This is a genomic window from Novosphingobium sp. PY1 (assembly GCF_017312445.1).
In the GTDB taxonomy this organism is placed as follows: Bacteria; Pseudomonadota; Alphaproteobacteria; order Sphingomonadales; family Sphingomonadaceae; genus Novosphingobium.
Genome location: NZ_BLTI01000009.1, coordinates 103,650 through 128,505 on the forward strand (window position 1 = coordinate 103,650; position 24,856 = coordinate 128,505).

Consider the following 24,856-nt stretch of genomic DNA (forward strand, 5'->3'; position numbering starts at 1 on the left):
TTGCAAAAATGGGTAAGGAAACCGGCTTCCTCGAGCTCGACCGTCAGGATCGCACTTACGGCGATGCTTCGGAGCGACTGAAGAACTACAAGGAATTCGTCATTCCGCTTCCGGCGGAAACCCTCAAGGCACAAGCGTCGCGCTGCATGAACTGCGGCATCCCGCACTGCCATACGGGTTGCCCCGTCAACAACATCATCCCGGACTGGAACCACCTGGTCTACGAGGACGACTACCGCAATGCGCTGGAAGTCCTCCACTCGACCAACAACTTTCCGGAATTCACCGGCCGCATCTGCCCCGCTCCGTGCGAGGCGGCCTGCACGCTGAACATCGTCGACCAGCCGGTCACCATCAAGTCGATCGAATGCGCGATCGTCGACAAGGGCTGGGCCGAAGGCTGGATTACGCCGAAAATCCCGGCGAAGCGCACCGGCAAGTCGGTCGCCGTCGTCGGTTCGGGTCCGGCGGGCATGGCCTGCGCGCAGCAGCTTGCCCGCGCCGGCCACTCGGTCACCGTGTTCGAGAAGAACGACCGCGTCGGCGGGCTGATGCGTTACGGCATCCCCGACTTCAAGATGGAGAAGCACCTCATCAATCGCCGCGCGGCGCAGATGGAAGCCGAAGGCGTTGAGTTCAAGACTTCCGTCGAGGTGGGTGTCTCGGTCTCGGTAAACTCGCTCAAGGAAAACTACGACGCCGTCGTTTTCGCGGGCGGCGCCGAGGAAGCGCGCCGTCTCGACATTCCGGGTTCGGAACTGCCGAGCGTGCGCCTGGCGATGGAATTCCTGACCCAGCAGAACAAGCGCAATGCCGGCGACGATGAACTGCGCGCCGCGCCGCGCGGCTCGCTGACCGCGACCGGCAAGCACGTCATCGTCATCGGCGGCGGCGACACCGGCTCCGACTGCGTCGGCACCTCGAACCGCCAGGGCGCCCTTTCGGTCACCCAGCTCGAGATCATGCCCAAGCCGCCGGTCCACGAGGACAAGGCCATGAGCTGGCCGAACTGGCCGCTCAAGCTGCGCACCTCCTCGAGCCATGAGGAAGGTTGCGAGCGCGACTGGGCCGTGCTGACCAAGCGCGTCATCGGCGACAACGACGTCAAGGCGCTCGAATGCGTCCGCGTCGAGTGGAAAGACGGCAAGATGCACGAGGTCGCGGGCAGCGAGTTCACGCTCCAGGCCGACCTCATCCTGCTGGCCATGGGCTTCACCGGCCCCCGCAAGGCCGGCATGCTGGACCAGGCCGCCGTCGAGCTCGACCCGCGCGGCAACGTCAAGGCCGACACCGAGAAGTACCAGACAAACGACGAGAAGATCTTCTCCTGCGGCGACATGCGCCGTGGCCAGTCGCTGGTGGTCTGGGCGATCCGCGAGGGCCGCCAGTGCGCCCGCTCGGTCGACGAAATGCTCATGGGCGCGAGCGAACTGCCGCGCTGAGCCGGACCGGGCCGAAATCACGAAAGGGGCGTGCCGCGAGGCGCGCCCCTTTTTCGTTGGTACGAGGGCCCTTCGCCGCGATTCGCGCTGACCTCGCCCGGAAATCTCCATAGAGAGCCGCGCGTGCTCATCCTGAGCCTGTCGAAGGAATCCGCAAACCGCCACTCAGGCCCAGCGGAGGGCAGCCCGGAATGGAATTGAGCGCGGCGCTCCTGTCCTTACCAGTCGATCGTCCCGCGCCCGTTTTCGGCAAGGAAGGCATTGGCGCGGCTGAAGTGGCGGCAGCCGAAGAACCCGGAATGCGCCGACAGCGGGCTGGGATGCGGCGCCGTCAGCACGAGATGGTGGCTCGAAGCCAGTCCCGGGACCCGCGACGCCTTCTTCTGCGCATGGTTGCCCCAGAGGAGGAACACGCATGGCTCGCTCTTGGCGGCAACGGCTGCCACGGCAGCATCGGTGATCGCTTCCCAGCCCTTTTTCTGGTGCGAGCCGGCCTGCCCTTCCTCCACGGTCAGCGCATTGTTGAGCAGCAGCACGCCCTGGCGCGCCCAATGCTCCAGATTGCCGTGACCCGGCGCGGTGACGCCGCAGTCGCTCGCCAGCTCCTTGTAGATATTCGCCAGCGATGGCGGCACGCGCACCCCTTCGGGCACCGAGAAAGCCAGGCCGTGCGCCTGGCCCGCGCCGTGATAGGGGTCCTGACCGAGAATCACGACCCGCACCGCGTCCAGCGGCGTCAGTTCGAGCGCACGCAGGCGATGGCCGTGCGGTGGATAGATTCGCTTGCCGGCTTCTTCCTGAGCCTGCAGCCAGCCGATCAACTGTCTGGATTCGCGCGATTCGAGCACCTCGCCCAGCACCGGCTGCCATGCCGGGGGCACTGACTGCGCGCTTGCTGTTGCATTCATGCCCGTTCGTCCTCCGAAAGCGCCAGGGAGCCGCCCTTCGCGAACAGCGCCCATTGCGAAACACCGGCCCAGTCCCTAAGCATTTTCGGATCATGGCTGTCTATCTCCACGAAGAAGATCTCCCCGAAGGCGTCCTCGCCCCGGGCCCCGTCGCCGTCGATACCGAGACGATGGGCCTCATAACCCCGCGCGACCGCCTCTGCGTGGTCCAGATTTCCGACGGCAAGGGCGACGAGCATCTCGTCCGCTTCGGCCCCGGAAGCACATTCGATGCGCCTAATCTCAAGGCTGTCCTTGCCGATCCGGCACGCCTCAAACTTTACCATTTCGCGCGCTTCGACCTGGCCGCGATCGAACATTACCTGGGCGTGATGGCTGCGCCGGTGTTCTGCACCAAGATCGCCAGCAAGCTGGTGCGCACTTACACAGATCGCCACGGCCTGAAGGACCTCGTGCGCGAGCTTCTCGGCAAGGAAGTATCGAAGCAGCAGCAGTCGAGCGACTGGGGCGCACCCGAGCTGAGCGACGCGCAGAAGGACTATGCGGCATCGGACGTGCGCTATCTGCACGCCATGCACGAAATTCTCGTCGAGCGCCTCGCCCGCGAGAAGCGGACCGAGATCGCGCAGGCCTGTTTCGATTTCCTGCCGGCACGCGCCCGGCTCGACCTGGCCGGCTGGCCGGATCACGACATCTTCAGCCACCAGGCCGCCTGATCGACCATGTCGGTCGAGGCCACCCAGATCCGCAACCGACGCCGGCACTTCGCTGCGCCGGGCGGTTCGCATGACCGGCTTGTCGCCTTCCTCGCCAAGGCCCTGCCGGCAGGGATAGGCGTGGTTGCCGCCATCATGATTCTCATGCCCCTGTCGCCGCGCGGCGAGATCAGCTTCCTGCTCGACCGCAACAAGGTGGCCGTGACAAAGGAACGCATCCGCGTGGCCGATGCGGCCTATCGCGGCCTCGACGATCGCGGCCGAGCCTTCGTCGTCACGGCCGGAAGCGCGGTGCAGAAGTCCGCGAGCCTGCCGGTGGTGCAGATGCTGGACCTGGTGGCGCAGCTCAATCTCAACGACGGCCCCGCCAAGATCGACGCGCCACGCGGTGCGTACAATTACGATACCGAAACGATCAAGGTTGACGGGCCGGTGAATTTCGCGGCTGCCGACGGCTATCGCATGGTGACGAACAACGTCGCCATCGACGTCAAGGACCGCAAGGCCGTCGGCACGGGCGGCGTCGAAGGCAAAGTGCCCACCGGCACTTTCGCGGCGCAGACCATGAAGGCCGATTTCAACGAACGAACAGTCACGCTTGAAGGCAATGCCCGGCTGCGCATGACGCCCGGCAAGCTTAGGATACCGCAATGACCCGTCGCAGCCCGCGCCCTTTCACCTCCCGTGCCGCAATGCGCGTCGCCGTCGCCCTGCCGCTGCTGGCCGGCGCCAGCCTGATCGCGACGCAGCAGCTTGGCGCGCAAGTCTTCCCCGGCCACGATACCAATGCGCCGGTCGACTATGCCGCCGACCGCATCGAGCTGCAGGACAAGCAGAACCGCGTCGTGCTGACCGGCAATGTCGATATCAAGCAGACCGACCTGCGCCTGCGCGCCGCGCGCACCATCGTCAATTTCACCAATGCCGATGAGCTCAAGCTGCAGCGGATCACGGCCAGCGGCGGGGTGACCGTCACCCGCGGCAACGAAGTGGCGACCGGCGATACCGCGATCTACGACTTCAACAAGCGCATCATCACGATGATCGGCAATGCCTCGCTCAAGCGCGATTCCGACACCCTGCGCGGCGGGCGTTTCGTCATCGACCTGAAGAGCGGGGTATCCTCGGCTTCGGGTGGCCGCGTCTCGGGCACTTTCAGCGTTCCCAAGCAGAACTGACGGATGCGGGGCCACACTGGCACCTGACGCCATCGTTCAGCGCAACTGACGCCTGGGCAACAATCGATAGACCGAGGCTTCGTCCTTCGCGCTCAGAACGCGCGGTCGTGGACCAGAACGCGCAAGGTCAGGAACAGAATCTTGATGTCGCGGCCGATGGTCCAGCCCTCGAGATACTCAAGATCGGACTGCAGGCGCTTCACGAGGTCGCCCTCGTGATCGGTGGCACCGCGAAAGCCGCGCACCTGGGCCAGGCCGCTGAGGCCCGGCTTCAGGCTGTGCCGCTGCCAGTAACGGCGGTCCACTTCCCAGAAGAGCTTCTGCCCCGCCAGCGAGCCGGTGGCGTGCGGGCGGGGTCCGACAAGGCTCATGTCGCCGAGCAGGACGTTGAAGAGCTGCGGCAGCTCGTCGAGGCTGGTCGAACGGATGAACTTGCCGACCGGCGTGATCCTCTTGTCGTCCTTGGAGGCCGAGACATTGCCGTCGCTGTCGCACAGCGCCGTCCTCATGCTGCGGAACTTGTACATGTTGAAGAAGCAGTTGCCCCGTCCCATGCGCTTCTGGATGAACAGGACCGGGCCACCGTCCTGCAGCTTGATCGCCAATGCGACAACGATCAGCAATGGCGAAAGCACGAGGATCGCCGAGCCGGCGAAGGCCATGTCGAAGATGCGCTTGATCGCGCGCTGGCGCAGGCCGAGCGGCCCCGCGGAAACCATCAGCAGACCGTGATTGCCGATCGTGCGTGCGCCCTGCGCGCCCAGCCTGGCAACCTGATCGTCCAGTACTTCGCCTTCGACGTTGGCACCCTTGAGGATCATCGCCCAATCGAGGCGACGATCGGACGGACAGCTGACGACAACCCGATCGATGTTGCGCAGGACCAGACCGACACGATCGAGATCGTCCGGGTCGTTGAGATTGGGCCGCAGGCCCATGGCCGCTGCGGAAATGCGGATGGCATTGCGGATCTGCACCTGCGGCCCGCCATCGTCGATAATCAGTTCGTTGATAACGCTGCCACCGCATCGCCACGCCACGAAACTGCGCATCTGCAGACGCAGCCACGCAATCAGCGCCATGGCCAGAATGGCCCCGCCGTTGAATGTCACGCGGGAGAAATCGGCGCTCGAACTTGTCAGAAACTGCACGAAGACGACAACGGCCACGGCAATGACGAATGCCAGCTCTGCCCGCATGATCCCGGACCAGCCGGAGCGGAGCGCATCGATTGAATAGGCGCCGTTGTAGAAAGCAATCGTCAGGAAAATCGGGAAGATCAGGGACCCGTAGAGGAAGGAGTCCTCCAAGCCCTTCGTGGCCATGTACAATTGGCCGGCGACGGCAAAACCCAGAAAGACTGCGACGACATCGCTGATGAGAAGAGCAAGGTAACACTGGAGTCTGCGTCGGACGAGCGAGGGCGCGACGAGGAGCTCGTCGAATTCCTGCCCTTTAATGAACTCGCCCGTCGTGAACGGCGCATTCATTGGTTCCGCACTCCTCGAATCCAACTGCACAATGCCTGCTTTCCTCACAGATCGCTGGCATCGATTGCGGTCGATGCGATGCTGCACTGCAGAAGATATTGAAGCTTAAAAACGCGGCGTGCAATTGGAAAAGCGGATTAAGTCAAAACGTTCCCTATATCCGCTGCTTCACCGTCAGACAGGCGGTTCTGGCTATTTCGAGCAGTCCTTCAGCCAGGAGGAGTTCCGCATCCTGGCTATTCGCCAGCAACGACTGGTGCATTGCAACAAGCTTCGCGGTGAGGCGCTCGATTCGCGGACCACGCCAGATGCGCAATTGTTCGTTGAGCGCGGGCTGATCTTTCCAGAAGACACGACGCGCGCCCGCTTCGGCCTTGAGGAGCCCGGCAACGTCGCCGCCGCGGCCCAGCTTCGCGTTCAGCGCGGCCAGCTGCGCCGTCCGACGCTCGAAGGCAAGCAGCAGGCCGACCGGGTTCATCCCAAGTTCGCGGATCCGCTTCAGTTCGCTTGCAACTGCGTTACGGCGCCCACCGAGCACGGTATCGACCAGGGGTGAGAAATCGTCGTCCTCGGTCTGTGCGCCCACGGCGTCGAGATCGGCGGCCGAGACCGGTCGCGGCGTCTCCGGCGAAGCATCGAGATAGAGCGCCAGCTTCTCCACTTCGGAGCGGGCAATCCGGCTGTCGAGACCAGCGCCGCGGGCGATGCGCTCGGCCAGTTCACCGCCCATTTTGAGGCCGGCGCCATTGGCCATCGTGCGCACAGCGCCGGTCACGGCGCCGAGATCGGGCGGATAGAACATCGCCACGAGGGCATCGTCGCGGTTGATCAGCAGCTTCGCGGTGCGCGACTTGTCGGTCGCCCCGGTGGCGACAATCACGACCGGGCAGGACTCGACATCGTCCTCGATCAGGTTGCGCACCGCGTCATGGGCCTCGTCGCCCTGCGCTCGCACCCAGATGTGGCGGGTTCCACCGAACAGCGAATTGGAGCGGGCCTCGTCACCCAGGCGCACCGGGTCCCTGCGCAGTTCCGCGCCGGGCAACTCGATCCGCTCGCCCGGATCCGCCAGCAAAGAGACCAGCTTGTGCGCAGCGTCCAGCGCGCCGGATTCGTCCGGGCCGCAGAAAAAGGCAACGCGCGCATCGCGAGCTGCGCGTGAAGCGATCCCGGCGAAGTCTTTCTGCGTTGCCTTCACTGGCTCGTATCGCCGCGCAGACGCAGCGCGACATTGGTGACAATTCGGTTGGCGACGTCCTTGGCGAGGTTCTCCAGCGCTGCCTGTTCGGCCGCGATCGTCGCATAGTCCGAGGAGACCACGTCGATGCCTGCGTCCGAACCGGCGGAGGCGTCGAGGACGATCTCGTCGCTGTTCAGGTCGACGAGCTGATAGCGGGCCCGCAGCGTACGGCGTTCACGGCCGACGGTGTCGTCGGACAAGAGCGCGAAGCCCTCCAGCTTGTCATCGAGCCGGACATCGAGGCGATAGCGCGGCGTCGAGCCGGCCTGCCCCTTGCCCAACTGATCGACCAGAGCATTGCGCACGAGCCAGCCCGCGCGCCCTTCTATCGCGGCCACCTGGATGTCGGACAGGCCGCGCGCCACGGCGCCGCTGCCGCCACCGGCGTACATCGGCTGCAACCCGCAGCCGGCGAGCATCAGTGCTCCGAACAGGGCCAGGGCGCGTTTCACGCGACGAGGTTCACCAGTCGGTCGGGCACGACGATCACTTTCCTCACCTCGGCACCATCGAGCGCACGCTGCACTTTCTCGCTGGCGAGAGCAAGCGCCTCGAGTTCTTCCTTCGCCGTGCCCTTGGCCACGGTGATGGTGTCGCGCAGCTTGCCCTTCACCTGGATCGCGACGGTCACTTCGTCCTCGACCAGCAGCGCCGGATCGACTTCGGGCCAGCCGGCCTCGGCCACAAGGCCCTGACCGAAGGTGGCGAAAGCCTCTTCGGCGAGGTGCGGCATCATCGGCGCCACGAGCAGCAGGACCTTGCGGATCGCTTCCGAACGGCTGGCCGATGGCTTTGCCTTCTCGATCACGGCGGTCAGTTCGTAGATGCGCGCGACGGCCTTGTTGAAGCCGAGCGATTCGATGTCCTGGGCCACGGCGGCGACGGTCTGGTGCGCCTTGCGGTCGACCGCCTTGTCCTCGCCCTCGGCCGAGGCGTCGTACTGGCCGAACAGACGCCACAGGCGCTGCACGAAGCGCGCGCAGCCCTCGATACCCGCTTCCGACCAGGGCAGGTCGCGCTCGGGCGGGCTGTCGGACAGCATGAACCAGCGGATCGCGTCGGCGCCGTAAGTCGCGACGATCTCGTCGGGATCGACGACGTTCTTCTTGGACTTCGACATCTTGATGACGCGGCCGATCTCGACCGGCGCGCCATCGGCCTTGAGCGTTGCCCCCTCGGCCGTGCGTTCGACGTCGCCCGGCGCAAAATAGATCGGCTGGCCGTTCTCGGGATTCCTGCGCTCGTAGGTCTCGTGCGTGACCATGCCCTGCGTGAACAGGCTGGCGAAGGGCTCCTTCACCTCGACCTTGCCGATGCGGGCAAGTGCGCGGGTCCAGAAACGAGCATAGAGCAAGTGCAGGATCGCGTGCTCGATGCCGCCGATGTACTGCTCGACCGGCAGCCACTGCGCAATCTTCGCCGGATCGAACGGCCTGTCGCCGGGCTGGCTGGCGAAGCGCAGGAAGTACCACGAGCTGTCGACGAAAGTGTCGAGGGTATCGGTCTCGCGCCGGGCAGGCTTGCCGCACTGCGGACAATCCACATGCTTCCAGGTCGGATGGCGGACCAGCGGATTGCCCGGGGTCGAGAAGTCGACGTCCTCGGGCAAGGTCACCGGCAGGTGCTTCTTGGGCACCGGCACGACGCCGCAGACTTCGCAGTGGATGAACGGGATCGGCGTGCCCCAGTAGCGCTGGCGCGAAACGCCCCAGTCGCGCAGGCGCCAGACCGTCTTGCCTTCGCCCCAGCCGCCGCTTTCGGCACGGGAGATAACGTCCGCCTTCGCCTCGGCAACGCTCATCCCGTCGAGAAAGTCGGAATTGACGATGACGCCGTCACCGCTCTCGGCCTCGCCGTCGAAGGGCGTGTCGGCCTCTTCCAGGCTTGCCGCGACGACGCGCGGGATCGGCAGTGCGTACTTGGTCGCGAACTCGAAGTCGCGCTGGTCGTGTCCCGGAACGGCCATGACCGCGCCGGTGCCGTAGTCCATCAGCACGAAGTTGGCGATGAAGACCGGAAGCGCGGCGCCGGTGAACGGGTGCCTTGCCGTGATGCCGGTATCGAAGCCCAGCTTCTCGGCGGTTTCCAGCTCGGCCGCGGTCGTCCCGCCCTGCTTGCACAGCGCGATGAAGTCCTGAACCTCCGGGTTCCCCGCGGCCACGCCCTGCGCGATCGGGTGATCGGCGGCGACGGCTACGAAACTGGCACCGAAGATCGTATCGGGGCGGGTCGAGTAGACTTCGACCTTGCCGCCGTCCGAGAGGTCGAAGCGGAACTGCAGGCCCTGGCTCTTGCCGATCCAGTTTTCCTGCATCGTGCGGACTTTTTCCGGCCACTTGTCTAGGCTGGAGAGGCCTTCGAGCAATTCGTCGGCAAAGTCGGTGATCTTGAGGAACCACTGGTTGAGCTTGCGCTTCTCGACCAGTGCACCCGAGCGCCAGCCGCGCCCGTCGATGACCTGCTCGTTGGCCAGCACCGTCTGGTCGACCGGGTCCCAGTTCACCGCCGATTCCTTGCGGTAGACGAGGCCGTGTTCGTACAGGTCGAGGAACAGCGCCTGCTCGTGGCCGTAGTACTCCGGCTCGCAGGTGGCGATCTCGCGGCTCCAGTCGAGCGCAAAGCCCAGCCGCTTGAGCTGCGCCTTCATGTTCGCGATGTTCTCGCGCGTCCAGCCGCCGGGATGCACGCCCTTTTCCATGGCCGCGTTCTCGGCCGGCATGCCGAAGGCGTCCCAGCCCATCGGGTGGAGCACTTCATGCCCGGTCATGCGCTTGTAGCGCGCCAGCACGTCACCCATCGTGTAGTTGCGCACGTGGCCGATGTGAATGCGCCCCGAGGGATAAGGGAACATCTCAAGGACGTAGCTGCGGGGCTTGGACGAGGTGTCGTCCGCCTTGAAACACTGGGCTTCGTCCCACGCCGCCTGCCAGCGGGTATCCGCCTGAGCCGGATCGAACCGCTCACTCATGTCAGTCTAGTCTCCTGCGGGTCAGCCGACCCGCGAACCTGTGGTGGGCCGGCTGGCCCGCCAATCCATGGGTATCAGCCGCCCACCGAGTTGCGACGCAGGTCGCGTGCACGGGTGAGGATGATGTCTTCGAGCTTCTGCACGGTCGCAGCCTCGACCGGCGCAGAGGCCCAGCCGCCATTGGCCGCGACTTCGCGGGCAGCGGTGACGCGCAGCGCGTCGGCGCGCAGGTCCTGGTCGAGAATCATCACCGTGACCTTCATCCGCTCGCCGGGATTCTTGGGGTTGGTGTACCAGTCGGTGACGATGACGCCGCCCGCGCTGTCCGACTGGAGCAGCGGCATGAAAGAGAGCGTATCGAGGCTGGCGCGCCAGAGGTAGCTGTTCACGCCGATGGTGGTCACCTGCGAGGGCGCCATCACCGCGGCGGTCTGCTTCTTGCCGCCACAGCCCGTCAGAGCGAGTGCCACCGCAGCGCAAAGCCCGATGCGGACGATGTTGCGAGCAGTGAAGAGGCCGGTATCGGTGCTGCCTGTCATTGTCGTTCCCAATTCCTGAATCCTGGTGGCGAAAAGCGCTGTCACGAAACCCGCCGTCAACGCCTCTATAGCTGCCAACACACTTGCGGCAAGAGCGCGGGCGTTGACGGACCGGCCTAAGCGGGGACAGCCTAAACGCGACCTGAACGCCCAGCGGGCCAACGGACTGCATGGATCGCTTCTGTCTCCCCCCGCCGATCAGACTGTGTTAAGCTGGCCCCTGACATTAGACAGGGAAAATGTGCGAAGCGATTCCGGCGGCAGCCAAGCTGCCTTCGCAAGGCGCCGCATCAGGACCGATTGGGGTCGAACAGGCATCTGACGAGAGTTTGTAATGAATTCGGGGAGCAAACTGGCCGCCAGGGGCGGCATCAGGACCGGCATATTGCTGGCATGCTGCGTGAGCGTGCTCGCCCTGCCCAGCGCTGTCCTCGCTTTCACCGCCACCATCCGCGCCGCGAACTTCACCGCACCGTCCATCGAATCCCTCGATCCCGAATCCTCGGAAGAAAACCTCTCGCGCGCCGTTGCCATGCGTTCGCTGGCAAAGGGCCACCAGTTCCCCTTTACCCCGGCCGGCACGCCCAACCGGCCCGACCGGGCCGTGACCGTCGCCGTGCGCGTCGACCCCGAGGCCGCCAAGGCCATCATCGTTCGCCACCATTCGTCGGTCGCCAAAGCCGAGCAGGAACCCGGCAGCCTGCGCATGGCGCCCACCGGATTCAATCTCGGCGTGGCACGCGGATACCAGAACTTCGCACAAAATCTCACCCAGCCGCCGGCCACTCGCAATCCTGCGGAAATTCCCGATCTCCAGAAGTTCAGCCTGTCGCCCGGTGCTTCGGCAACCGTTACCGATTCGCGCTTCAGCCCGCGCATTTCGATCGACGAGAAGCGTGCGGCGGGCCGGGCTCCGCGAACCTTTGCGGGCGACGCCGGCGAAGTCGATCTCGGCGGCGCCTATCGCGTGACCGACAACCTCAACGTCACGGCCGGCGTGCGCTATTCCCAGGACCGGGAGCGCCTCCTGCCGCTGACCGACGGCAAACAGGATAGCCAGGCCGTCTATGTCGGCACACAGTTCCGATTCTGACAAAAATCGGACCGCCCAAAGTAATATGACAGTCCTATGAAGCAGATGGCCGAAAATTCATCGATCGGCGACTGCGTGCCCTTGCCCTGACCCCGCGCATTTCCTAGCAAAGAGGTGGTGGAGCCAAACTCATGCGAAAGGCACTCTATGGCACGCGTTGCAATCGTTACTGGCGGAACTCGGGGTATCGGAGAAGCAATTTCACTCGCATTGAAGGATCGCGGGCATAACGTCGTTGCGAATTACGCGGGCAATGATGAAAAGGCGAAGGCTTTCACGGAACGGACTGGCATTCCAGCATATAAATGGGACGTAGGCGACCACGAGGCCTGTCTCGAAGGTTGCGCGCAGGTCGCCGAAGAAGTCGGCCCGGTCGACATCGTCATCAACAACGCCGGCATCACCCGCGACGGCGTTCTCCACAAGATGAGCTTCGAAGACTGGAACGAGGTGATGCGAATCAACCTCGGCGGTTGCTTCAACATGGCCAAGGCCACCTTCCCCGGAATGCGTGAGCGCGGTTGGGGCCGTATCGTCAACATCGGCTCGATCAACGGCCAGGCCGGTCAGTACGGCCAGGTCAACTATGCCGCCGCCAAGTCGGGCATCCACGGCTTCACCAAGGCGCTGGCGCAGGAAGGCGCCAAGTACGGCGTAACCGTCAACGCCATCGCCCCCGGTTACATCGACACCGACATGGTCGCGGCCGTACCGCCACCGGTGCTGGAAAAGATCATCGCCAAGATCCCGGTAGGCCGTCTTGGCCATGCCTATGAGATCGCCCGCGGCTGTGCGTTCCTCTGCTCTGAGAACGCCACATTCGTCACCGGCTCGACCCTGAGCATCAACGGCGGCCAGCACATGTACTGATCCGGCTCTTGCGGGACGGCCGGCCTTCGCCGGCGCGTCCCGCACGACGTCTGCGGTTCGGGTGCCCTCGGGGAAAACCCGGAGGGCTGCCGCGAATGGCGCGCCATCCCGCGACCGCGCCGGGAACCGATGGTTTTCATCGAACCGAGCAACTAGGGTCGCGCGATGTCCTCCCCCTATCATCCCCCCATCAAGCGATCGGTCGAGATCGCCGGGCACAAGACCTCGATCAGTCTCGAGCCGGTATTCTGGGACTTGCTCAAGGACAGGGCCGCAGCGGAAAAGATCCCGGTGAATGCCCTTATCGCCCGTATCGATGCCGAGCGCCTCGAAGCCGAAACGCCCCCGGGGCTGGCCAGCGCCGTGCGGGTCTGGCTTGCACTGAACTACCGGCGCACGCCCTAGCCTCTCCCAGCCGCACCCCATTTCGCGTTCCTGCGATTAGTGAGGGCACCTAAGCCTTCGGGCATGCCCATGCGCAGAACGGCAAAGGGCGGCAACCTTGCGGCACCGCCCTTCGGATACCTCCCGAGTGCCATCGGGAGAAGTTGTTTCACGTGGAACTTCAGTAATTTGCCGGGGGGTCGCTGGCAGGGAAGCTCTCGTCGCTGGCCTCGTCCACCTTGTTCCATGTCGACGGCCGATTCGTCATCGCACTCGGCCCTGCTTCGCGAACTTGCGAGAAATTCTCGTCGCCACCGGCGTAGGCCGTCTCTTCCTTGTCGCGTGTCGCGTATTTGTAGAGCGCGTAACCGGCCGCGCCGGCTGCAGCCATCTTGATCAGGCCCATTGTTCAACTCCTCTCGTCTATACAAGGAAGTAATGCATGGGCACTGGCAGTGGTTGCAGCCTGCGGCTCAGTCGCCGCCGACCCGTTCGACCTGAGCGCCGACCAGAGCAAGCTTTTCCTCGAGCCGCTCGTACCCGCGATCGAGGTGATAGAGGCGGTGCACCTGGGTCTCGCCCTCGGCTGCCAGGCCGGCAATGACGAGACTCATCGAGGCGCGCAAGTCGGTCGCCATGACTTCGGCCCCGGTCAGCCTGGGAACGCCGTGGACGATGGCCGTGCGGCCCGAAGTCTCGATATGCGCGCTCATGCGGTTGAGTTCGGGAACGTGCATGTAGCGGTTCTCGAAGATCGTCTCGTTCAGAACGCTGGTACCCTCGGCCCGGCACAGCAGCGCCATGAGCTGGGCCTGCATGTCGGTGGCGAAGCCGGGATAGGGCGCAGTGGACAGGTTGACCGGGCGCAGCTTTCCGTCGGACGCAACATGGATGCCGCCCGCGCGCGGCTCGACGGAAACGCCGGCATCGCGCAGTGCCTGCACGGTCGCTTCCATTTCCTCGATCCGCGCGCCCTTGAGCATGACTTCGCCGCCAGTGATCGCCGCGGCGCAGGCATAGGAGCCGGCCTCGATGCGATCGGGCATGACCATGTAAGTGGCACCGTGCAGGCGCGGCACGCCATGAATGGTGAGGTCGGAAGTGCCGATACCCTCGATCTGCGCGCCCATCGCCACGAGCAGGTTGCACAAGTCGACGATTTCCGGCTCGCGCGCGGCATTGTGCAGCGTCGACTTGCCGTTCGCAAGCACTGCCGCCATCAGCGCGTTCTCCGTCGCACCGACCGAAACGACCGGGAACGAATAGCGGCCGCCGGGCAGGCCGCCGTCGGGCGCGATCGCCTTCACGTAGCCTGCAGCCAGTTCGATCTGCGCGCCGAAAGCCTCCAGCGCCTTGAGGTGCAGGTCGATCGGGCGATTGCCGATGGCGCAGCCGCCCGGCAGCGATACGGTGGCCTCGCCCATGCGCGCCAGCATCGGCCCGAGGACGAGAATCGACGCGCGCATCTTGCGCACGAGGTCATAGGGGGCGACCGAGCTGGTGATGCGCGTCGCCTGCAGGGTCATGACGCGGCCGAAGTCTTCCGGACGCGATCCGGCGATCATCGTCGAGACGCCGAACTGGTTCATGAGGTGCTGGAAACCGTCGATATCCGCCAGACGCGGCAGATTGCGCAGGGTCAGGGGTTCGTCGGTCAGCAGCGCGCAAGGCAGCAGCGTAAGCGCGGCGTTCTTGGCACCAGATACGGGAATCGTTCCGGAAAGGCGCTTTCCGCCTTCAATGATGATCTTGTCCATTTATTGCCATTTAGTGGAATTCGTCAGGGCGGCAAGCATCGCACGCAACCTTCCGGTCGCCGAAGAATTAGGCTTACTCATGTTGCACTGCCACATCCAAGGCGCTTTAATCGGCCTGCAACAAAGCGAGGCGAAGACTTAGTCCATGTCAGACAACAATTTCCGCAAGCCCGTCCGCAAGGCCGTCTTTCCTGTTGCCGGTCTGGGCACGCGCTTCCTGCCCGCCACCAAGGCGATCCCCAAGGAACTGCTTCCGGTGGTCGATCGCCCGCTGATCCAGTACGCCGTGGATGAGGCGCGCGAGGCGGGGATCGAGGAGTTCGTCTTCGTCACAGGTCGCGGCAAGACCGCGATCGTGGAGCATTTCGATACCGCCTACGAACTGGAAGCGACGATGAATTCGCGCGGAAAGTCGCTCGATCCGCTGGATCCGACGCGCATCCAGCCGGGCAATCTGGTCACCGTGCGCCAGCAGGTGCCGATGGGACTGGGCCACGCGATCTGGTGCGCGCGCGCCGTCGTTGGCGACGAACCCTTCGCGATCTTCCTCCCCGACGAGCTGATGTACGGCTCACCCGGCTGCATGGCGCAGATGGTCGAGGCCTACAACAAGGTCGGCGGCAACCTCGTCTCGGTGATCGAGGTCCCGCATGAGGAAGTCTCGAGTTACGGCGTCATCGCGCCGGGCGAAAGCAAGGGCAACCTTACCGAAGTGAAGGGCCTCGTGGAGAAGCCCAGGGCAGAAGACGCCCCTTCGAACAAGATCGTCTCCGGCCGCTACATCCTCCAGCCCGAGATCATGGGCCTGCTCGCCAACCAGGGCAAAGGTGCAGGCGGCGAAATCCAGCTGACCGATTCGATGGCCAAGCTGATCGGCGAACAGCCTTTCCACGCCGTGACTTTCGATGGCCGCCGCTTCGACTGCGGATCGAAGGTCGGCTTCGTCGAAGCGACCCTCGCCATCGCGCTCGACCGTGAGGACATGGGCGCCGAAGTGCGCTCGATGATGCAGGCCATGCTCGGCTGAGAGACAGGACGGGCGCGCTGCAGCTGCGGCGCACCGCCTAGGCCGTCACGGCCTGAACCGCCTAGCAGATTTACTGGCGGACCGGATCGGCCAAACGCGCCATGATCGCCGCGACATAGGCCTGCGTCTCGCGAATGCGCGGGATGCCACCGGCCTGCTGCACGCGCATCGGCCCTGCATTGTAGGCCGCCAGCGCCTTCTCGATATCGCCGCCGAAAGCGTCCAGCTGCATGCGCAGGTATCGCGCCCCGCCTTCCAGATTCGCCATGGGATCGGCGGCATCGACCCCCATCTGCCGCGCGGTGCCGGGCATGAGCTGGGCGAGACCGCGCGCGCCGACGGGGGAAACCGCCTTTTCGTTCCAGCGGCTTTCCTGCCAGACCACGGCTTCGAGCAGGCTGGGGCTGATGTCGTACTTCGCCGCCAGCTCGGCCACGCGTGTCCGCCAGCGCGAAGGCCCGGCGGCATCGAGGGCATGGGTGATCGACTGGGGCTCCAGCCCGGCGTCGAGATGCTCGGGAACCGCGAGTGCTTCGCCGGCCAGGGCCTCCTGCCCGGGAAGCTGGACCGGACCGCCTGCAATCCAGGTGAAGCCGCCCTCGCCCACTTGCAGGACATCGGCGCAGGCAACGCCCGGCATGGCCAGAAGCGCGGCACCCAGGGCAGCACTGATCGCATTACGCATGTCCAAAGGTCACGGTTCCCTCGCCAGTCCCGGCCCCATACCGCAATTGCCGCCCGAGCCTCAAGCGGATTGCACCATGGTGGCCGGGTGCGGCGAGCGCCCGGTTCGGGTCAGTCGAGGCCGAGCGCAGTGCGGATCGCGCGCCAGGAGAGCAGCTTGAAGTTCTGCGCATCGGGGGCGTTGTCCCCGTCCTGCGCAATGAACAGGCCTTCCGGGAACTGCGGACCGAAATCGCCGAGCACCACCTCGATCCCGTCGGTATCGCTGGTCCCGTCGATCGCCCCGCCATCGATGCGGAAGCGGCCTGCGAGCTTGCCCGAAGCCGGATCGAACACGGCATAGGCATTGTCGCCCTGGCTCGAAGCCACCAGCCAGCTGCTGCCACCGCCCGGTTTCTGGGCAATGGCAAGTCCCTCGACATCGTCGACCAGCCCGTCTTCGGCCCCGACGCGCGCGAACGGTTCGGCTTTCAGTTCGCCCGTCAGAGGCACGCGCCAGATGCCGACGTCCTCTTCGGCGATGTAGAGCGTGTGTGTCGCATCGTCGACGACGCAGCCTTCCGACTGGCTGGCGAACTTCACCTGCCGCAGATAGTCCGGCACGATCCGGCCATCCTTTTCGTACAGGCCGCTTTCGGCGACGGTCCCATCCTTGAGCACGACATAGGCCCGCGCCAGCTCGTTCGGGCCGAGCGCACCGCCAAGGCAGAACCCGTAGGCCTCGGCCGGTGCATGACCGGCAGGCAGGAAGGTATCCGAACCGATTTCCGTCAACTTGCCCGTCGCACCATCGAGCCAGAACAGGGCAATGCGCGGCTGCGCCTTGTCGGTGCGGTCGCTGGCAGCCACGAGGATACGCGTGCCGCCATCGGCCATGCGCACCTCACGCAGGTCGACATTGTTGATCGCCCCGGCAGCAAGGAAATCGCGAACCTTGCCGTCAAGACCATAGACATAGAGACCGGCCTTCTTGTCGGTGCCGACGATCAGGCTCGCCGCGGGATCGGCCGCATTGCGCCAGATTGCCGGGTCGTCGGCGGCATCGGCATGGGCCGTACCCACCGGCAGGGTTTCGGCCTGGGCCGGAACGTCGATGGCAGGCAGGTAGGGGCGCGGCGGCGCGCCGGTTGTCGCGCAACCGGCGAGGAGGACGGCCGGGAGCATCACTCCCGACCCGGCCCCGAGGATGGTCCGCCAATCCATCAGAAGTTCATCCTTGCACCGAACTTGAAGGTCGGGCCGTACTTCTCGAACTGCAGCAGGCGCTGCGCACCGGCGAAGTTCTGGTAGGCGAAGTACTTCGCGTTGTTGATGTTGATGACGTCGAGCGTCAGGCGCAGGTTGTCGGTCACCTTGAGCTTGCCCGAGAAATCGAGCTGGAAGTGATTGTCGACGAACCTGTCTTGCGTCGCATCGTCACCCACTTCATCGAGGTACTTGTCACGATAGGTCCCGGCCAGACGCAGGTCCACCGGCCCCTTCTCATAGCCAAGCACGACGTTGAAGGTGTTCTTCGAAGAGCTGGGCAGCGAGATCTTGCGACCGTCGGCCAAGGTGCCGTTGGCGTAAGTGTAGGTGTAGTTGAGCTGGGTCAGCAGGCCGTCGAAGGGCGCCGGCAGCATCGAATAGACCTGGCTGAAGCTCGCTTCGAAACCGACTATTTGAGCGCTGTCGCCGTTGATGGTGGTCTGGAACTGGTCGTAGAGCGTGCCGTTGTAGGTGAAGTCGTCGAAGGTCTGCTTGACCGCGTAGTTGCTGATATCCTTGTAGAAGCCCCCGAACGAGATCGCCCCGTTGCCCGAGAAGTAGTACTCGAACCCGACGTCGGCGTTCCACGCTTCGTAGGGCTTGAGATCGGGGTTGCCGAATTCGGCCTCGTTGTCCTCGTTCACCGTGTTGCGCGGCGCCATTGCCGAGAGCTTGGGACGCACGAGGCTCTTGTAGCCCGCAGCGCGGAACACGAGGTCGTTCTGCGGAGCCCAGCGGACCGTCAGGCTTGGCAGCCAGTCAGTGTAACTGCGCTTGAACCGGACCGGATCGACGGCAACGGTATCCCCGTCATCCGTGACGATGTTGCCGTTGAGCACATTGCGGGTGTGCTCCATGCGCACGCCGCCGATGACGCGCAGGGCATCGCTGTCCCAACGGGCCAGGGCATAGCCCGCGGTGATGTCTTCCTTGACCGAATAGTCGTCCGTCGCCGAAGCGAGCGCGGTCTCGTAGCCGTCGATCTCGAAACCGTCGCGGTTGGCGAGCAGGAAGTCCTTGGGGCCGGTCTTGCTGGCGACGGGGCCAAGGCTGATCCCGTCGAGCCGGTAGGTCTGCTCGCCCAGCACGTCGGCAAGCGTGTAGTCGCCGTCGTAGTCACCGTAGTAGATCATGTCGAAGTTGTAGGACTTCTTGCGCCAGCGTGCCTTCGCGCCCGCCTGGATCGTGAAGTCGCCGCTGTCGGTCGCGAAAGTCCGCGCCAGGTCGGCCTTCACCGCATATTCCCGGTCCTGGCTGTCCGAATTCGTGGTCAGCTCGGTGCGGTTGAACTTGTAGAGCGTAGGGTCGTTGACGAGGTCGGCCCCGCTGGCAATCGAGTAGTGCGGAACCCGCGGATCACTGTAATCCCAGTCGATCGCCACGCCATCGTCGTCGAAACGGGCGCGGAAGCGGGTCGGGTCGACGGAGAAGTCTTCCTTCTCGGTCGACTTGGCATAGCTGGCCGACCAGTTGAACTTCCAGGTCCCGGTATCGGTGTCGCTGCCGATCGCGACGGTGCGGATGCGCTGGCGCTCGAAACGATCCTTGAGGTCGCGGCGCACTTCGATGCGATCGTCTGAATCGCGGAACGATGCACTGGCATCGTCGCCGGCAAAGGGCTCGGCGTCGAAGATGAAGGTCGTGCGGCGGCGATACTCGTGATCGTCGAACTGGCTCCAGTTGCCGCGCACATAGGCGGTCGTCGTGTCGGACACGCGCCAGTCGAAGTTGAGCGTCGCGTTGAGGCGCTTACGCGTGACGTCGTAGTCGCGGTATTCCAGTTCGGGCGAATAGGCGATGCCGCCGTCGGTAGCGTCCCAGTTGTCCGATTCGACGTTATCCGTCTCGAACTTGCGCTCGTAGTAGCTCACGCCGCCCGAAACGCCGAAGTCGTCGCCGATGCGCGTCGAGAAGTCGAAACCGCCCTTGGGCGTGACCTCGCCCGAGTAGTCGTTGTAGCTGCCCTCGGCGCGGACCGCGTAGTAGTCCTTCTTGCGGTCGAAGGCGCTGGTGGTCTTGATCTCGATCGAGGCGCCGATGGTGTCGGCGTCCATGTCCGGGGTCAGCGACTTCTTCACTTCGATCGATTCGATCGTGTCGGAGGAAATGACGTCCAGCGCGACCTGACGGGTATCCGATTCCGGCGCAGGCACGCGCACGCCGTTGAGCGAGGTGGCGTTGAGTTCGGGATCGAGGCCGCGCACGGAAACGAAGCGGCCTTCGCCCTGGTCGTTGAGAATGTTCACGCCCGGCAGGCGGCGCAGCGATTCGGCGACGTTCTGGTCCGGGAACTGGCCGATGGCATCGCGCGTCAGCACCGATTCCACCCCGTCGGCGGCCTTCTGGCGCGAGAGCGAGCTGGACAGGTTGGCCGCCTGGCCGACGACGAGGATGTCGCCCCCGCCGATGCCGCGCAGGTCGAAATCGCCCGAAACGCTGCCCGTCTCCGGCACTTCGATCGTCCGCGATTCGATCTCGGCGCCGACATAGCGCGCTTCCAGCGTGTAGGTGCCCGCCGGAATGTCGGCGATGATGTAATTGCCGCTGCGGTCCGTCTCCACCGAACGGTCCAGTTCGACAATACTGACCGAGGCCGACTGCAGAGCGCGCGTGCCGGTGGCGTCATAGACGTTACCGGAAATTTCGCCTGCATGGGCAATCGAGGCAAAAGAGGCCGAAGCCAGCAGCCCCGCAAGGAGGCGAGCAGTGGAGTTCATGGTGGAGAGTTCCCTGTGACTTTTCTGATGTCGCGGGGCGCCCACTAGGCACGAACGATGACACTGCCGTGCCAATCCGACGACAGTTTGATGACAATGGGTTGCAAAACAGCAACTTAGGTTAAATCTCTGGTCAGGGAAAAACGGCGCAAGTCTGCGCCTTCAGCACCGACAGCACTTACATTCGACATGGCGATGAAAGAATAATGGTGCTGCTGGGGAGGATTGAACTCCCGACCTCACCCTTACCAAGGGTGCGCTCTACCACTGAGCTACAGCAGCGCCTGCAACCGGCAAAGTCCGGCGCCGTCTCCCCGTCGATGCGGGGCAGGGGCGCGCTATTGTCTGCGAGCGGACCAATTGTCAAGCGTCGCTTGCGCTTTCCCGAACATGGAGGCATTGCGATGGCCATGAACGACGATGTCCGCAAGCCCCAGGCATCCCCCGCAGCCGCGCAGACTCGAGAGGAAAGGCTGGCCGCCAAGCTGCGCGAGAACTTGCGCCGCCGCAAGGCCCAGGCCCGGGCCCTGGGCACCCCCGGCAATGCCGCGAGCGATGCGCAGCCGGACTGAGCCGGGCGCGAAAACGAATCGGGCAGGCTTTCCAAATCGCCCCCGGAAAGCTAGGGGCTGCGGCCTGAAAGTTCAGTCCGACCCTTTCGAAGGTACCGCCACGGCCAAGACGCCGCCAAATAAAGGATATCCGCCTTGCCTCGCCTGATCCTCGTTCGCCACGGCCAGAGCCAATGGAATCTCGAGAACCGTTTCACCGGCTGGTGGGACGTCGACCTCACCGAGAAAGGCGAAGCAGAGGCCCGAGCGGCCGGCGCGCTGCTGAAGGAAAAGGGCATCCTGCCGACCGTCGCGTTCACCTCGCTGCAGACCCGCGCGATCAAGACGCTGCACTTCGCGCTGGAAGCCGCGGGCATCCTGTGGATCCCGGAAACCAAGGACTGGCGCCTCAATGAGCGTCACTACGGCGGGCTCACCGGCCTCGACAAGGCCGAGACCGCGGCCAGGCACGGCGAGGACCAGGTGAAGATCTGGCGCCGCAGCTTCGATACGCCGCCGCCGGTCCTCGAACGCGGCAGCGAGTTCGACCTGTCCTCCGACCCGCGCTATGCCGGAATCGACGTGCCGCAGACCGAGAGCCTCAAGGACACCATCGCGCGCGTCCTGCCCTATTACCAGAGCTCGATCGTCCCCCACCTGCGGACGAGCTCGGATGCCACCGTGATCGTTTCGGCCCACGGCAATTCCCTGCGCGCGCTGGTGAAGCACCTCTCCAACATCTCGGACGAGGAAATCACCGGACTGGAAATCCCGACCGGCCAGCCGATCGTCTACGACCTCGACACCGACCTCAACGTGGTCGACCGTTACTACCTGTCGGAGCGTTGAGGTGAGCGAACAGCCGACTGTCGCGATCATCATGGGCAGCCAGTCCGACTGGCCGACCATGCAGCGCGCCGCCGCCATGCTCGACAAGCTGGGCGTGCCCTACGACGCGCGCATCGTTTCCGCGCACCGCACTCCCGACCGTCTCGTCGCTTTCGCCAAGAGCGCCGAGGACGAAGGCTTCAAGGTGATCATCGCCGGAGCGGGCGGCGCGGCGCACCTGCCGGGCATGGTCGCATCGATGACGCACCTGCCGGTGCTGGGCGTGCCGGTCCAGTCGAAAGCGCTTTCGGGGCAGGACAGCCTGCTCTCGATCGTACAGATGCCCGCCGGCATTCCTGTAGGCACACTGGCGATCGGCGAAGCGGGCGCGGCCAACGCCGGCCTCCTTGCTGCCTCGATCCTGTCCACCGGCGACGCCGAGCTGGCCGAACGCCTCAAGGCGTTCCGCGCCGAGCAAACCGAGAGCGTGGCCGAGCGCCCGTCCTGACCGGCAAGCGAAACGCATTCCTCCCAACCCAAGACCAAGAAAGCACAGTCCCGGGCCAATGATCCCACCAGGCGAAACGATCGGAATTCTCGGCGGCGGCCAACTGGGCCGGATGATCGCGGTGGCGGCCGCGCAGCTCGGCTATCGCTGCCATATCTTTGCGCCCGAAGCCGATTCGATCGCTGCAGAAGTAAGCGCGGCGTTCACCTGTGCGGACTGGCACGATGCCGAAGCCCTCGCCCGCTTCGCCGCGGACTGCGCAGTGGTGACCTACGAATTCGAGAACGTGCCGGTCGCGCCGCTGCTGCAGCTTGGCGATACCGTGCTCCATCCCCACCCGCGCGCCCTGGAAACCGCGCAGGACCGCCTCAACGAAAAGAATTTCGTCACCGATCTGGGCGGCGCTCCCGCGCCCTTCGCCCCGGTCGATTCGGCGGCCGACCTCGACGCGGCCATTGCCGCCATCGGCGCGCCGGGCATCCTCAAGACCCGCCGCGACGGCTATGACGGCAAGGGCCAGTGGCGGATCATGAAGGCCGAGGACGCCAAGGGCCTGGACCTGCCGGCCAAGCCGCTGATCTACGAAGGGTTCGTGAACTTCTTCGCCGAATTCTCGGTCATCCTGTGCCGCGGCGAAGACGGCGACATCCGCTATTTCGATAGCGCCCAGAACGTCCATGAGGGCGGCATTCTCTCACTCAGCACGGTCCCGGCCAGCGCCGAAGTCGAGGCGCAGGTCCCCGCCGCGCGCGAACTGGCGGCCAGGGTCGCCGACGCGCTGGGCTATGTCGGGGTGCTCACGCTGGAATTCTTCGCGACCAGGGACGGCCCGGTCTTCAACGAGATGGCGCCGCGCGTGCACAATTCGGGGCACTGGACCATCGAAGGCGCGGTCACCAGCCAGTTCGAAAACCACGTCCGCGCGATCTGCGGGCTGCCGCTGGGCGGCACCGGCCTTGCCGCCAGGGCCGTGGAGATGCGCAACCTGATCGGCGACGAGGCGCACGACTGGCCTGCGATCCTCTCCGATCCGGCCAACCACCTGCACCTCTACGGCAAGGCCGCCGCGCGCCCAGGCCGCAAGATGGGCCACGTCACCCGCCTGACGCTCGACTGAAGGCAAGAAACGGGGTGAAGCAGGACATCTTCCTCATCTATGCCCGCAGTGCCAATGGCGTGATCGGACGCGACGGCCAGTTGCCGTGGCGCCTGCCCGCGGATCTCAAGCGCTTCAAGGCCATGACCATGGGCAAGCCGATGATCATGGGCCGCAAGACCTTCGAGAGCTTTCCCAGCCCCCTGCCCGGCCGTCGTCACATCGTCCTGACCCGCGATGCAAGCTGGCAAGCTCCCGGCGCCGAAGTCACACACTCGGTGGAAGAGGCGCTTGCGGCAGCGGGCGAAGGCGAAGTCGCGGTAATTGGCGGCGCGGAAATCTACGCCCTGCTGATCGATAGGGCCACACGCATCGAACTGACCGAAGTCCACGCCGATTTCGAAGGCGACACTTTCATGCCGCAAGCCGGTCCACAATGGCGCGAGACGTCGCGCGAAGAGCACCCCGCTGAAGGCGAGCGTCCCGCGCACGCTTTCGTGACGCTGCTCCGCCACGTATAGGCCCTGACGACATGATTCGCCTCGACAACCGCGACCCCATCCCCGAATCCTGCCGCGGCGCGATCATCGCGCTGGGCAACTTCGACGGATTCCACCAGGGCCACCAGGCCGTGGTCGGCGAAGCGATCGCCTGGGCCCGGGCGGAAGGCCGCCCGGCCGTCGTGGCGACATTCGATCCGCATCCGGTGCGTTATTTCCAGCCCGAAGCCGAACCGTTCCGACTCACCACCCTCGCTCAGCGGCAGGAACTATTCGCTGCAGCCGGGGCCGATGCCATGCTGGTGTTCCACTTCGACGCGGCAATGGCGAACACGACGGCTGAGCACTGGATCGAGGAAATCCTCGCCGGTCAACTCGGCGCTGCCGGCGTCGTGACCGGCGACGACTTCACTTTCGGCAAGGGCCGCGGCGGCAATCCCTGCATCCTGCGCGAAATGGGCCCGCAATTCGGCATCTCCTCGCGCTCGGTCGGCGCGGTGCACGACGATGAAGGCCCGATCAGCTCCAGCCGCATCCGCGACGCTCTGCGCGCGGGCGAGTGCGAGACGGTCAAGCGCCTGCTGACCCGCCCCTTCGCCATACGCGGCATCGTCCAGCACGGCGACAAGCGCGGCCGCGTGATCGGCTTCCCGACCGCGAACCTCGACCTCGGCACATACCTGCGCCCGCGGTACGGCATCTATGCAGTGACCGGACACCTTCCCGACGGCCGCACGGTGCTCGGCGCTGCCAACATCGGCGTGCGCCCTACCTTCGATCCGCCGCGCGAACTGCTCGAGCCGCATTTCTTCGACTTTTCCGGCGACCTCTACGGTCAGGAAATCGAAATCGCCTTCCACCATTACCTGCGTGCCGAAGCAAAGTTCGACTCGCTCGATGCGCTGATCGCGCAGATGACGCTCGATTGCGCGAAGGCGCGCGAGCTGCTGGCCGGCGTGGCCTGAAGGGCTCCTGCGAGCTGATCTGAGGGGCTCGCCGAGGTTTTCCCGGCCCGAGACCAAGCGCTCCGCGGATCGCGGGCGAAGTCGATAAGACCGGTCACAAGCCGCCATCTCCCCGCGAAAGGTCGCGCAGGCCTGTCCGATTCTGCT

Annotated in this window: 26 protein-coding genes and 1 tRNA gene; 15 read left to right on the forward strand and 12 right to left on the reverse strand. The window is 64.9% G+C overall.

Annotated elements, in window-relative coordinates:
* Window positions 1–8 precede the first annotated feature (8 nt).
* Window positions 9–1,442 (forward strand): glutamate synthase subunit beta, encoded by a 1,434-nt coding sequence (locus J3474_RS16155; protein ID WP_013831545.1) that lies wholly within the window; start codon window positions 9–11, stop codon window positions 1,440–1,442.
* A 218-nt stretch (window positions 1,443–1,660) separates the two neighbouring features.
* Here the strand turns inward: J3474_RS16155 and J3474_RS16160 are convergent, their stop codons facing one another.
* Window positions 1,661–2,350 (reverse strand): uracil-DNA glycosylase, encoded by a 690-nt coding sequence (locus tag J3474_RS16160; RefSeq protein ID WP_038576020.1) that lies wholly within the window; start codon window positions 2,348–2,350, stop codon window positions 1,661–1,663.
* 92 nt (window positions 2,351–2,442) lie between these two features.
* Between J3474_RS16160 and J3474_RS16165 the strand changes: the two genes are divergently transcribed.
* The 3 genes from J3474_RS16165 to J3474_RS16175 are packed head-to-tail and all read left to right on the forward strand — an operon-like array spanning window position 2,443 to window position 4,244.
* The gene (locus J3474_RS16165) at window positions 2,443–3,066 is read left to right on the forward strand and encodes a ribonuclease D (protein WP_007012705.1); all 624 of its coding nucleotides are present in this window, start codon (window positions 2,443–2,445) and stop codon (window positions 3,064–3,066) included.
* A gap of 6 nt (window positions 3,067–3,072) precedes the next feature.
* Window positions 3,073–3,720, forward strand: a complete 648-nt coding sequence (gene lptC, locus J3474_RS16170; RefSeq protein WP_007012703.1) for an LPS export ABC transporter periplasmic protein LptC — start codon at window positions 3,073–3,075, stop codon at window positions 3,718–3,720.
* Window positions 3,717–4,244: an LptA/OstA family protein gene (locus J3474_RS16175; RefSeq protein WP_013831543.1), complete on the forward strand. Its 528-nt coding sequence runs from the start codon at window positions 3,717–3,719 to the stop codon at window positions 4,242–4,244. The genes lptC and J3474_RS16175 overlap by 4 nt, the downstream gene beginning before the upstream one ends.
* 92 nt (window positions 4,245–4,336) lie before the next feature.
* On the opposite strand, the gene J3474_RS16180 is transcribed toward J3474_RS16175, so the two are convergent.
* Window positions 4,337–5,569, reverse strand: coding sequence for a sugar transferase (locus tag J3474_RS16180; RefSeq protein ID WP_242528440.1), 1,233 nt, complete (start codon window positions 5,567–5,569; stop codon window positions 4,337–4,339).
* Window positions 5,570–5,575: 6 nt separating this feature from the next.
* On the opposite strand from J3474_RS16180, the gene J3474_RS22750 reads away from it, so the two are divergent.
* Window positions 5,576–5,836, forward strand: coding sequence for a hypothetical protein (locus tag J3474_RS22750; protein WP_242528441.1), 261 nt, complete (start codon window positions 5,576–5,578; stop codon window positions 5,834–5,836).
* A 52-nt stretch (window positions 5,837–5,888) separates the two neighbouring features.
* Here J3474_RS22750 and holA read toward each other — a convergent pair whose 3' ends face one another.
* From holA to J3474_RS16200, 4 genes are all read right to left on the reverse strand, one after another.
* The gene (gene holA, locus J3474_RS16185) at window positions 5,889–6,932 is read right to left on the reverse strand and encodes a DNA polymerase III subunit delta (RefSeq protein ID WP_207094871.1); all 1,044 of its coding nucleotides are present in this window, start codon (window positions 6,930–6,932) and stop codon (window positions 5,889–5,891) included.
* Entirely contained in the window at window positions 6,929–7,426 is a 498-nt protein-coding gene (gene lptE, locus J3474_RS16190; protein ID WP_041558640.1) for an LPS assembly lipoprotein LptE, read from the reverse strand. Before lptE ends, holA begins: the two co-directional genes overlap by 4 nt.
* Window positions 7,423–9,942, reverse strand: coding sequence for a leucine--tRNA ligase (leuS, locus tag J3474_RS16195; RefSeq protein WP_207094872.1), 2,520 nt, complete (start codon window positions 9,940–9,942; stop codon window positions 7,423–7,425). The genes lptE and leuS overlap by 4 nt, the downstream gene beginning before the upstream one ends.
* Before the next feature lie 74 nt (window positions 9,943–10,016).
* Window positions 10,017–10,481: a DUF3576 domain-containing protein gene (locus tag J3474_RS16200; RefSeq protein ID WP_207094873.1), complete on the reverse strand. Its 465-nt coding sequence runs from the start codon at window positions 10,479–10,481 to the stop codon at window positions 10,017–10,019.
* A gap of 400 nt (window positions 10,482–10,881) precedes the next feature.
* Here J3474_RS16200 and J3474_RS16205 point away from each other — a divergent pair, with 400 nt between their 5' ends.
* From J3474_RS16205 to J3474_RS16215, 3 genes are all read left to right on the forward strand, one after another.
* The gene (locus tag J3474_RS16205; protein WP_242528442.1) at window positions 10,882–11,574 is read left to right on the forward strand and encodes a hypothetical protein; all 693 of its coding nucleotides are present in this window, start codon (window positions 10,882–10,884) and stop codon (window positions 11,572–11,574) included.
* Window positions 11,575–11,721: 147 nt separating this feature from the next.
* Window positions 11,722–12,444 carry an acetoacetyl-CoA reductase gene (gene phbB, locus J3474_RS16210; protein ID WP_013831536.1) on the forward strand — a complete coding sequence of 241 codons (723 nt, stop codon included), beginning with the start codon at window positions 11,722–11,724 and terminating at the stop codon, window positions 12,442–12,444.
* A gap of 165 nt (window positions 12,445–12,609) precedes the next feature.
* The gene (locus J3474_RS16215; protein ID WP_207094874.1) at window positions 12,610–12,849 is read left to right on the forward strand and encodes a ribbon-helix-helix domain-containing protein; all 240 of its coding nucleotides are present in this window, start codon (window positions 12,610–12,612) and stop codon (window positions 12,847–12,849) included.
* Window positions 12,850–13,009: 160 nt separating this feature from the next.
* Here the strand turns inward: J3474_RS16215 and J3474_RS16220 are convergent, their stop codons facing one another.
* Window positions 13,010–13,234: a hypothetical protein gene (locus tag J3474_RS16220; RefSeq protein ID WP_207094875.1), complete on the reverse strand. Its 225-nt coding sequence runs from the start codon at window positions 13,232–13,234 to the stop codon at window positions 13,010–13,012.
* Window positions 13,235–13,301: 67 nt separating this feature from the next.
* On the reverse strand, window positions 13,302–14,585 hold the full coding sequence (gene murA / locus J3474_RS16225; protein WP_013831534.1) for a UDP-N-acetylglucosamine 1-carboxyvinyltransferase: 1,284 nt from the start codon (window positions 14,583–14,585) through the stop codon (window positions 13,302–13,304).
* Between the two features lie 145 nt (window positions 14,586–14,730).
* Here murA and J3474_RS16230 point away from each other — a divergent pair, with 145 nt between their 5' ends.
* Window positions 14,731–15,612 (forward strand): UTP--glucose-1-phosphate uridylyltransferase, encoded by an 882-nt coding sequence (locus J3474_RS16230; RefSeq protein ID WP_013831533.1) that lies wholly within the window; start codon window positions 14,731–14,733, stop codon window positions 15,610–15,612.
* A gap of 70 nt (window positions 15,613–15,682) precedes the next feature.
* On the opposite strand, the gene J3474_RS16235 is transcribed toward J3474_RS16230, so the two are convergent.
* From J3474_RS16235 to J3474_RS16250, 4 genes are all read right to left on the reverse strand, one after another.
* The gene (locus tag J3474_RS16235) at window positions 15,683–16,297 is read right to left on the reverse strand and encodes a lytic transglycosylase domain-containing protein (protein WP_041558638.1); all 615 of its coding nucleotides are present in this window, start codon (window positions 16,295–16,297) and stop codon (window positions 15,683–15,685) included.
* A 110-nt stretch (window positions 16,298–16,407) separates the two neighbouring features.
* Window positions 16,408–17,499 (reverse strand): phytase, encoded by a 1,092-nt coding sequence (locus tag J3474_RS16240; RefSeq protein ID WP_242528443.1) that lies wholly within the window; start codon window positions 17,497–17,499, stop codon window positions 16,408–16,410.
* The gene (locus J3474_RS16245; RefSeq protein WP_207094876.1) at window positions 17,499–20,261 is read right to left on the reverse strand and encodes a TonB-dependent receptor; all 2,763 of its coding nucleotides are present in this window, start codon (window positions 20,259–20,261) and stop codon (window positions 17,499–17,501) included. Before J3474_RS16245 ends, J3474_RS16240 begins: the two co-directional genes overlap by 1 nt.
* 207 nt (window positions 20,262–20,468) lie before the next feature.
* Window positions 20,469–20,543: transfer RNA gene (locus tag J3474_RS16250), tRNA-Thr, on the reverse strand.
* Window positions 20,544–20,671: 128 nt separating this feature from the next.
* Here J3474_RS16250 and J3474_RS16255 point away from each other — a divergent pair.
* The 6 genes from J3474_RS16255 (at window position 20,672) to J3474_RS16280 (ending at window position 24,709) form a co-directional block, all read left to right on the forward strand.
* Complete coding sequence (locus J3474_RS16255; protein ID WP_173364722.1) at window positions 20,672–20,833, forward strand: hypothetical protein; 162 nt, start codon at window positions 20,672–20,674, stop codon at window positions 20,831–20,833.
* Between the two features lie 135 nt (window positions 20,834–20,968).
* Window positions 20,969–21,661, forward strand: a complete 693-nt coding sequence (gene gpmA, locus J3474_RS16260) for a 2,3-diphosphoglycerate-dependent phosphoglycerate mutase (protein WP_013831529.1) — start codon at window positions 20,969–20,971, stop codon at window positions 21,659–21,661.
* 31 nt (window positions 21,662–21,692) lie between these two features.
* Window positions 21,693–22,148: a 5-(carboxyamino)imidazole ribonucleotide mutase gene (purE, locus tag J3474_RS16265; protein WP_174888124.1), complete on the forward strand. Its 456-nt coding sequence runs from the start codon at window positions 21,693–21,695 to the stop codon at window positions 22,146–22,148.
* A 58-nt stretch (window positions 22,149–22,206) separates the two neighbouring features.
* The gene (locus tag J3474_RS16270) at window positions 22,207–23,265 is read left to right on the forward strand and encodes a 5-(carboxyamino)imidazole ribonucleotide synthase (RefSeq protein WP_207094877.1); all 1,059 of its coding nucleotides are present in this window, start codon (window positions 22,207–22,209) and stop codon (window positions 23,263–23,265) included.
* A gap of 14 nt (window positions 23,266–23,279) precedes the next feature.
* On the forward strand, window positions 23,280–23,765 hold the full coding sequence (locus tag J3474_RS16275; RefSeq protein WP_207094878.1) for a dihydrofolate reductase: 486 nt from the start codon (window positions 23,280–23,282) through the stop codon (window positions 23,763–23,765).
* Window positions 23,766–23,776: 11 nt separating this feature from the next.
* Window positions 23,777–24,709 (forward strand): bifunctional riboflavin kinase/FAD synthetase, encoded by a 933-nt coding sequence (locus tag J3474_RS16280; RefSeq protein ID WP_013831525.1) that lies wholly within the window; start codon window positions 23,777–23,779, stop codon window positions 24,707–24,709.
* The last annotated feature ends 147 nt before the right edge of the window (window positions 24,710–24,856 follow it).

Coding starts and splice junctions, on each gene's coding strand:
- purE (WP_174888124.1), top strand. CDS start 21,693: ATGGGCAGCCAGTCCGACTGGCCGACCATGCAGCGCGCCGCCGCCATG.
- phbB (WP_013831536.1), top strand. CDS start 11,722: ATGGCACGCGTTGCAATCGTTACTGGCGGAACTCGGGGTATCGGAGAA.
- J3474_RS16160 (WP_038576020.1), bottom strand. CDS start 2,350: ATGAATGCAACAGCAAGCGCGCAGTCAGTGCCCCCGGCATGGCAGCCG.
- J3474_RS16245 (WP_207094876.1), bottom strand. CDS start 20,261: ATGAACTCCACTGCTCGCCTCCTTGCGGGGCTGCTGGCTTCGGCCTCT.
- J3474_RS16180 (WP_242528440.1), bottom strand. CDS start 5,569: ATGGCCACGAAGGGCTTGGAGGACTCCTTCCTCTACGGGTCCCTGATC.
- leuS (WP_207094872.1), bottom strand. CDS start 9,942: ATGAGTGAGCGGTTCGATCCGGCTCAGGCGGATACCCGCTGGCAGGCG.
- J3474_RS16220 (WP_207094875.1), bottom strand. CDS start 13,234: ATGGGCCTGATCAAGATGGCTGCAGCCGGCGCGGCCGGTTACGCGCTC.
- J3474_RS16240 (WP_242528443.1), bottom strand. CDS start 17,499: ATGGATTGGCGGACCATCCTCGGGGCCGGGTCGGGAGTGATGCTCCCG.
- murA (WP_013831534.1), bottom strand. CDS start 14,585: ATGGACAAGATCATCATTGAAGGCGGAAAGCGCCTTTCCGGAACGATT.
- J3474_RS16230 (WP_013831533.1), top strand. CDS start 14,731: ATGTCAGACAACAATTTCCGCAAGCCCGTCCGCAAGGCCGTCTTTCCT.
- J3474_RS16280 (WP_013831525.1), top strand. CDS start 23,777: ATGATTCGCCTCGACAACCGCGACCCCATCCCCGAATCCTGCCGCGGC.
- J3474_RS16155 (WP_013831545.1), top strand. CDS start 9: ATGGGTAAGGAAACCGGCTTCCTCGAGCTCGACCGTCAGGATCGCACT.
- J3474_RS16165 (WP_007012705.1), top strand. CDS start 2,443: ATGGCTGTCTATCTCCACGAAGAAGATCTCCCCGAAGGCGTCCTCGCC.
- J3474_RS16215 (WP_207094874.1), top strand. CDS start 12,610: ATGTCCTCCCCCTATCATCCCCCCATCAAGCGATCGGTCGAGATCGCC.
- J3474_RS16200 (WP_207094873.1), bottom strand. CDS start 10,481: ATGACAGGCAGCACCGATACCGGCCTCTTCACTGCTCGCAACATCGTC.
- J3474_RS16235 (WP_041558638.1), bottom strand. CDS start 16,297: ATGCGTAATGCGATCAGTGCTGCCCTGGGTGCCGCGCTTCTGGCCATG.
- lptC (WP_007012703.1), top strand. CDS start 3,073: ATGTCGGTCGAGGCCACCCAGATCCGCAACCGACGCCGGCACTTCGCT.
- J3474_RS16270 (WP_207094877.1), top strand. CDS start 22,207: ATGATCCCACCAGGCGAAACGATCGGAATTCTCGGCGGCGGCCAACTG.
- J3474_RS16175 (WP_013831543.1), top strand. CDS start 3,717: ATGACCCGTCGCAGCCCGCGCCCTTTCACCTCCCGTGCCGCAATGCGC.
- J3474_RS16255 (WP_173364722.1), top strand. CDS start 20,672: ATGAACGACGATGTCCGCAAGCCCCAGGCATCCCCCGCAGCCGCGCAG.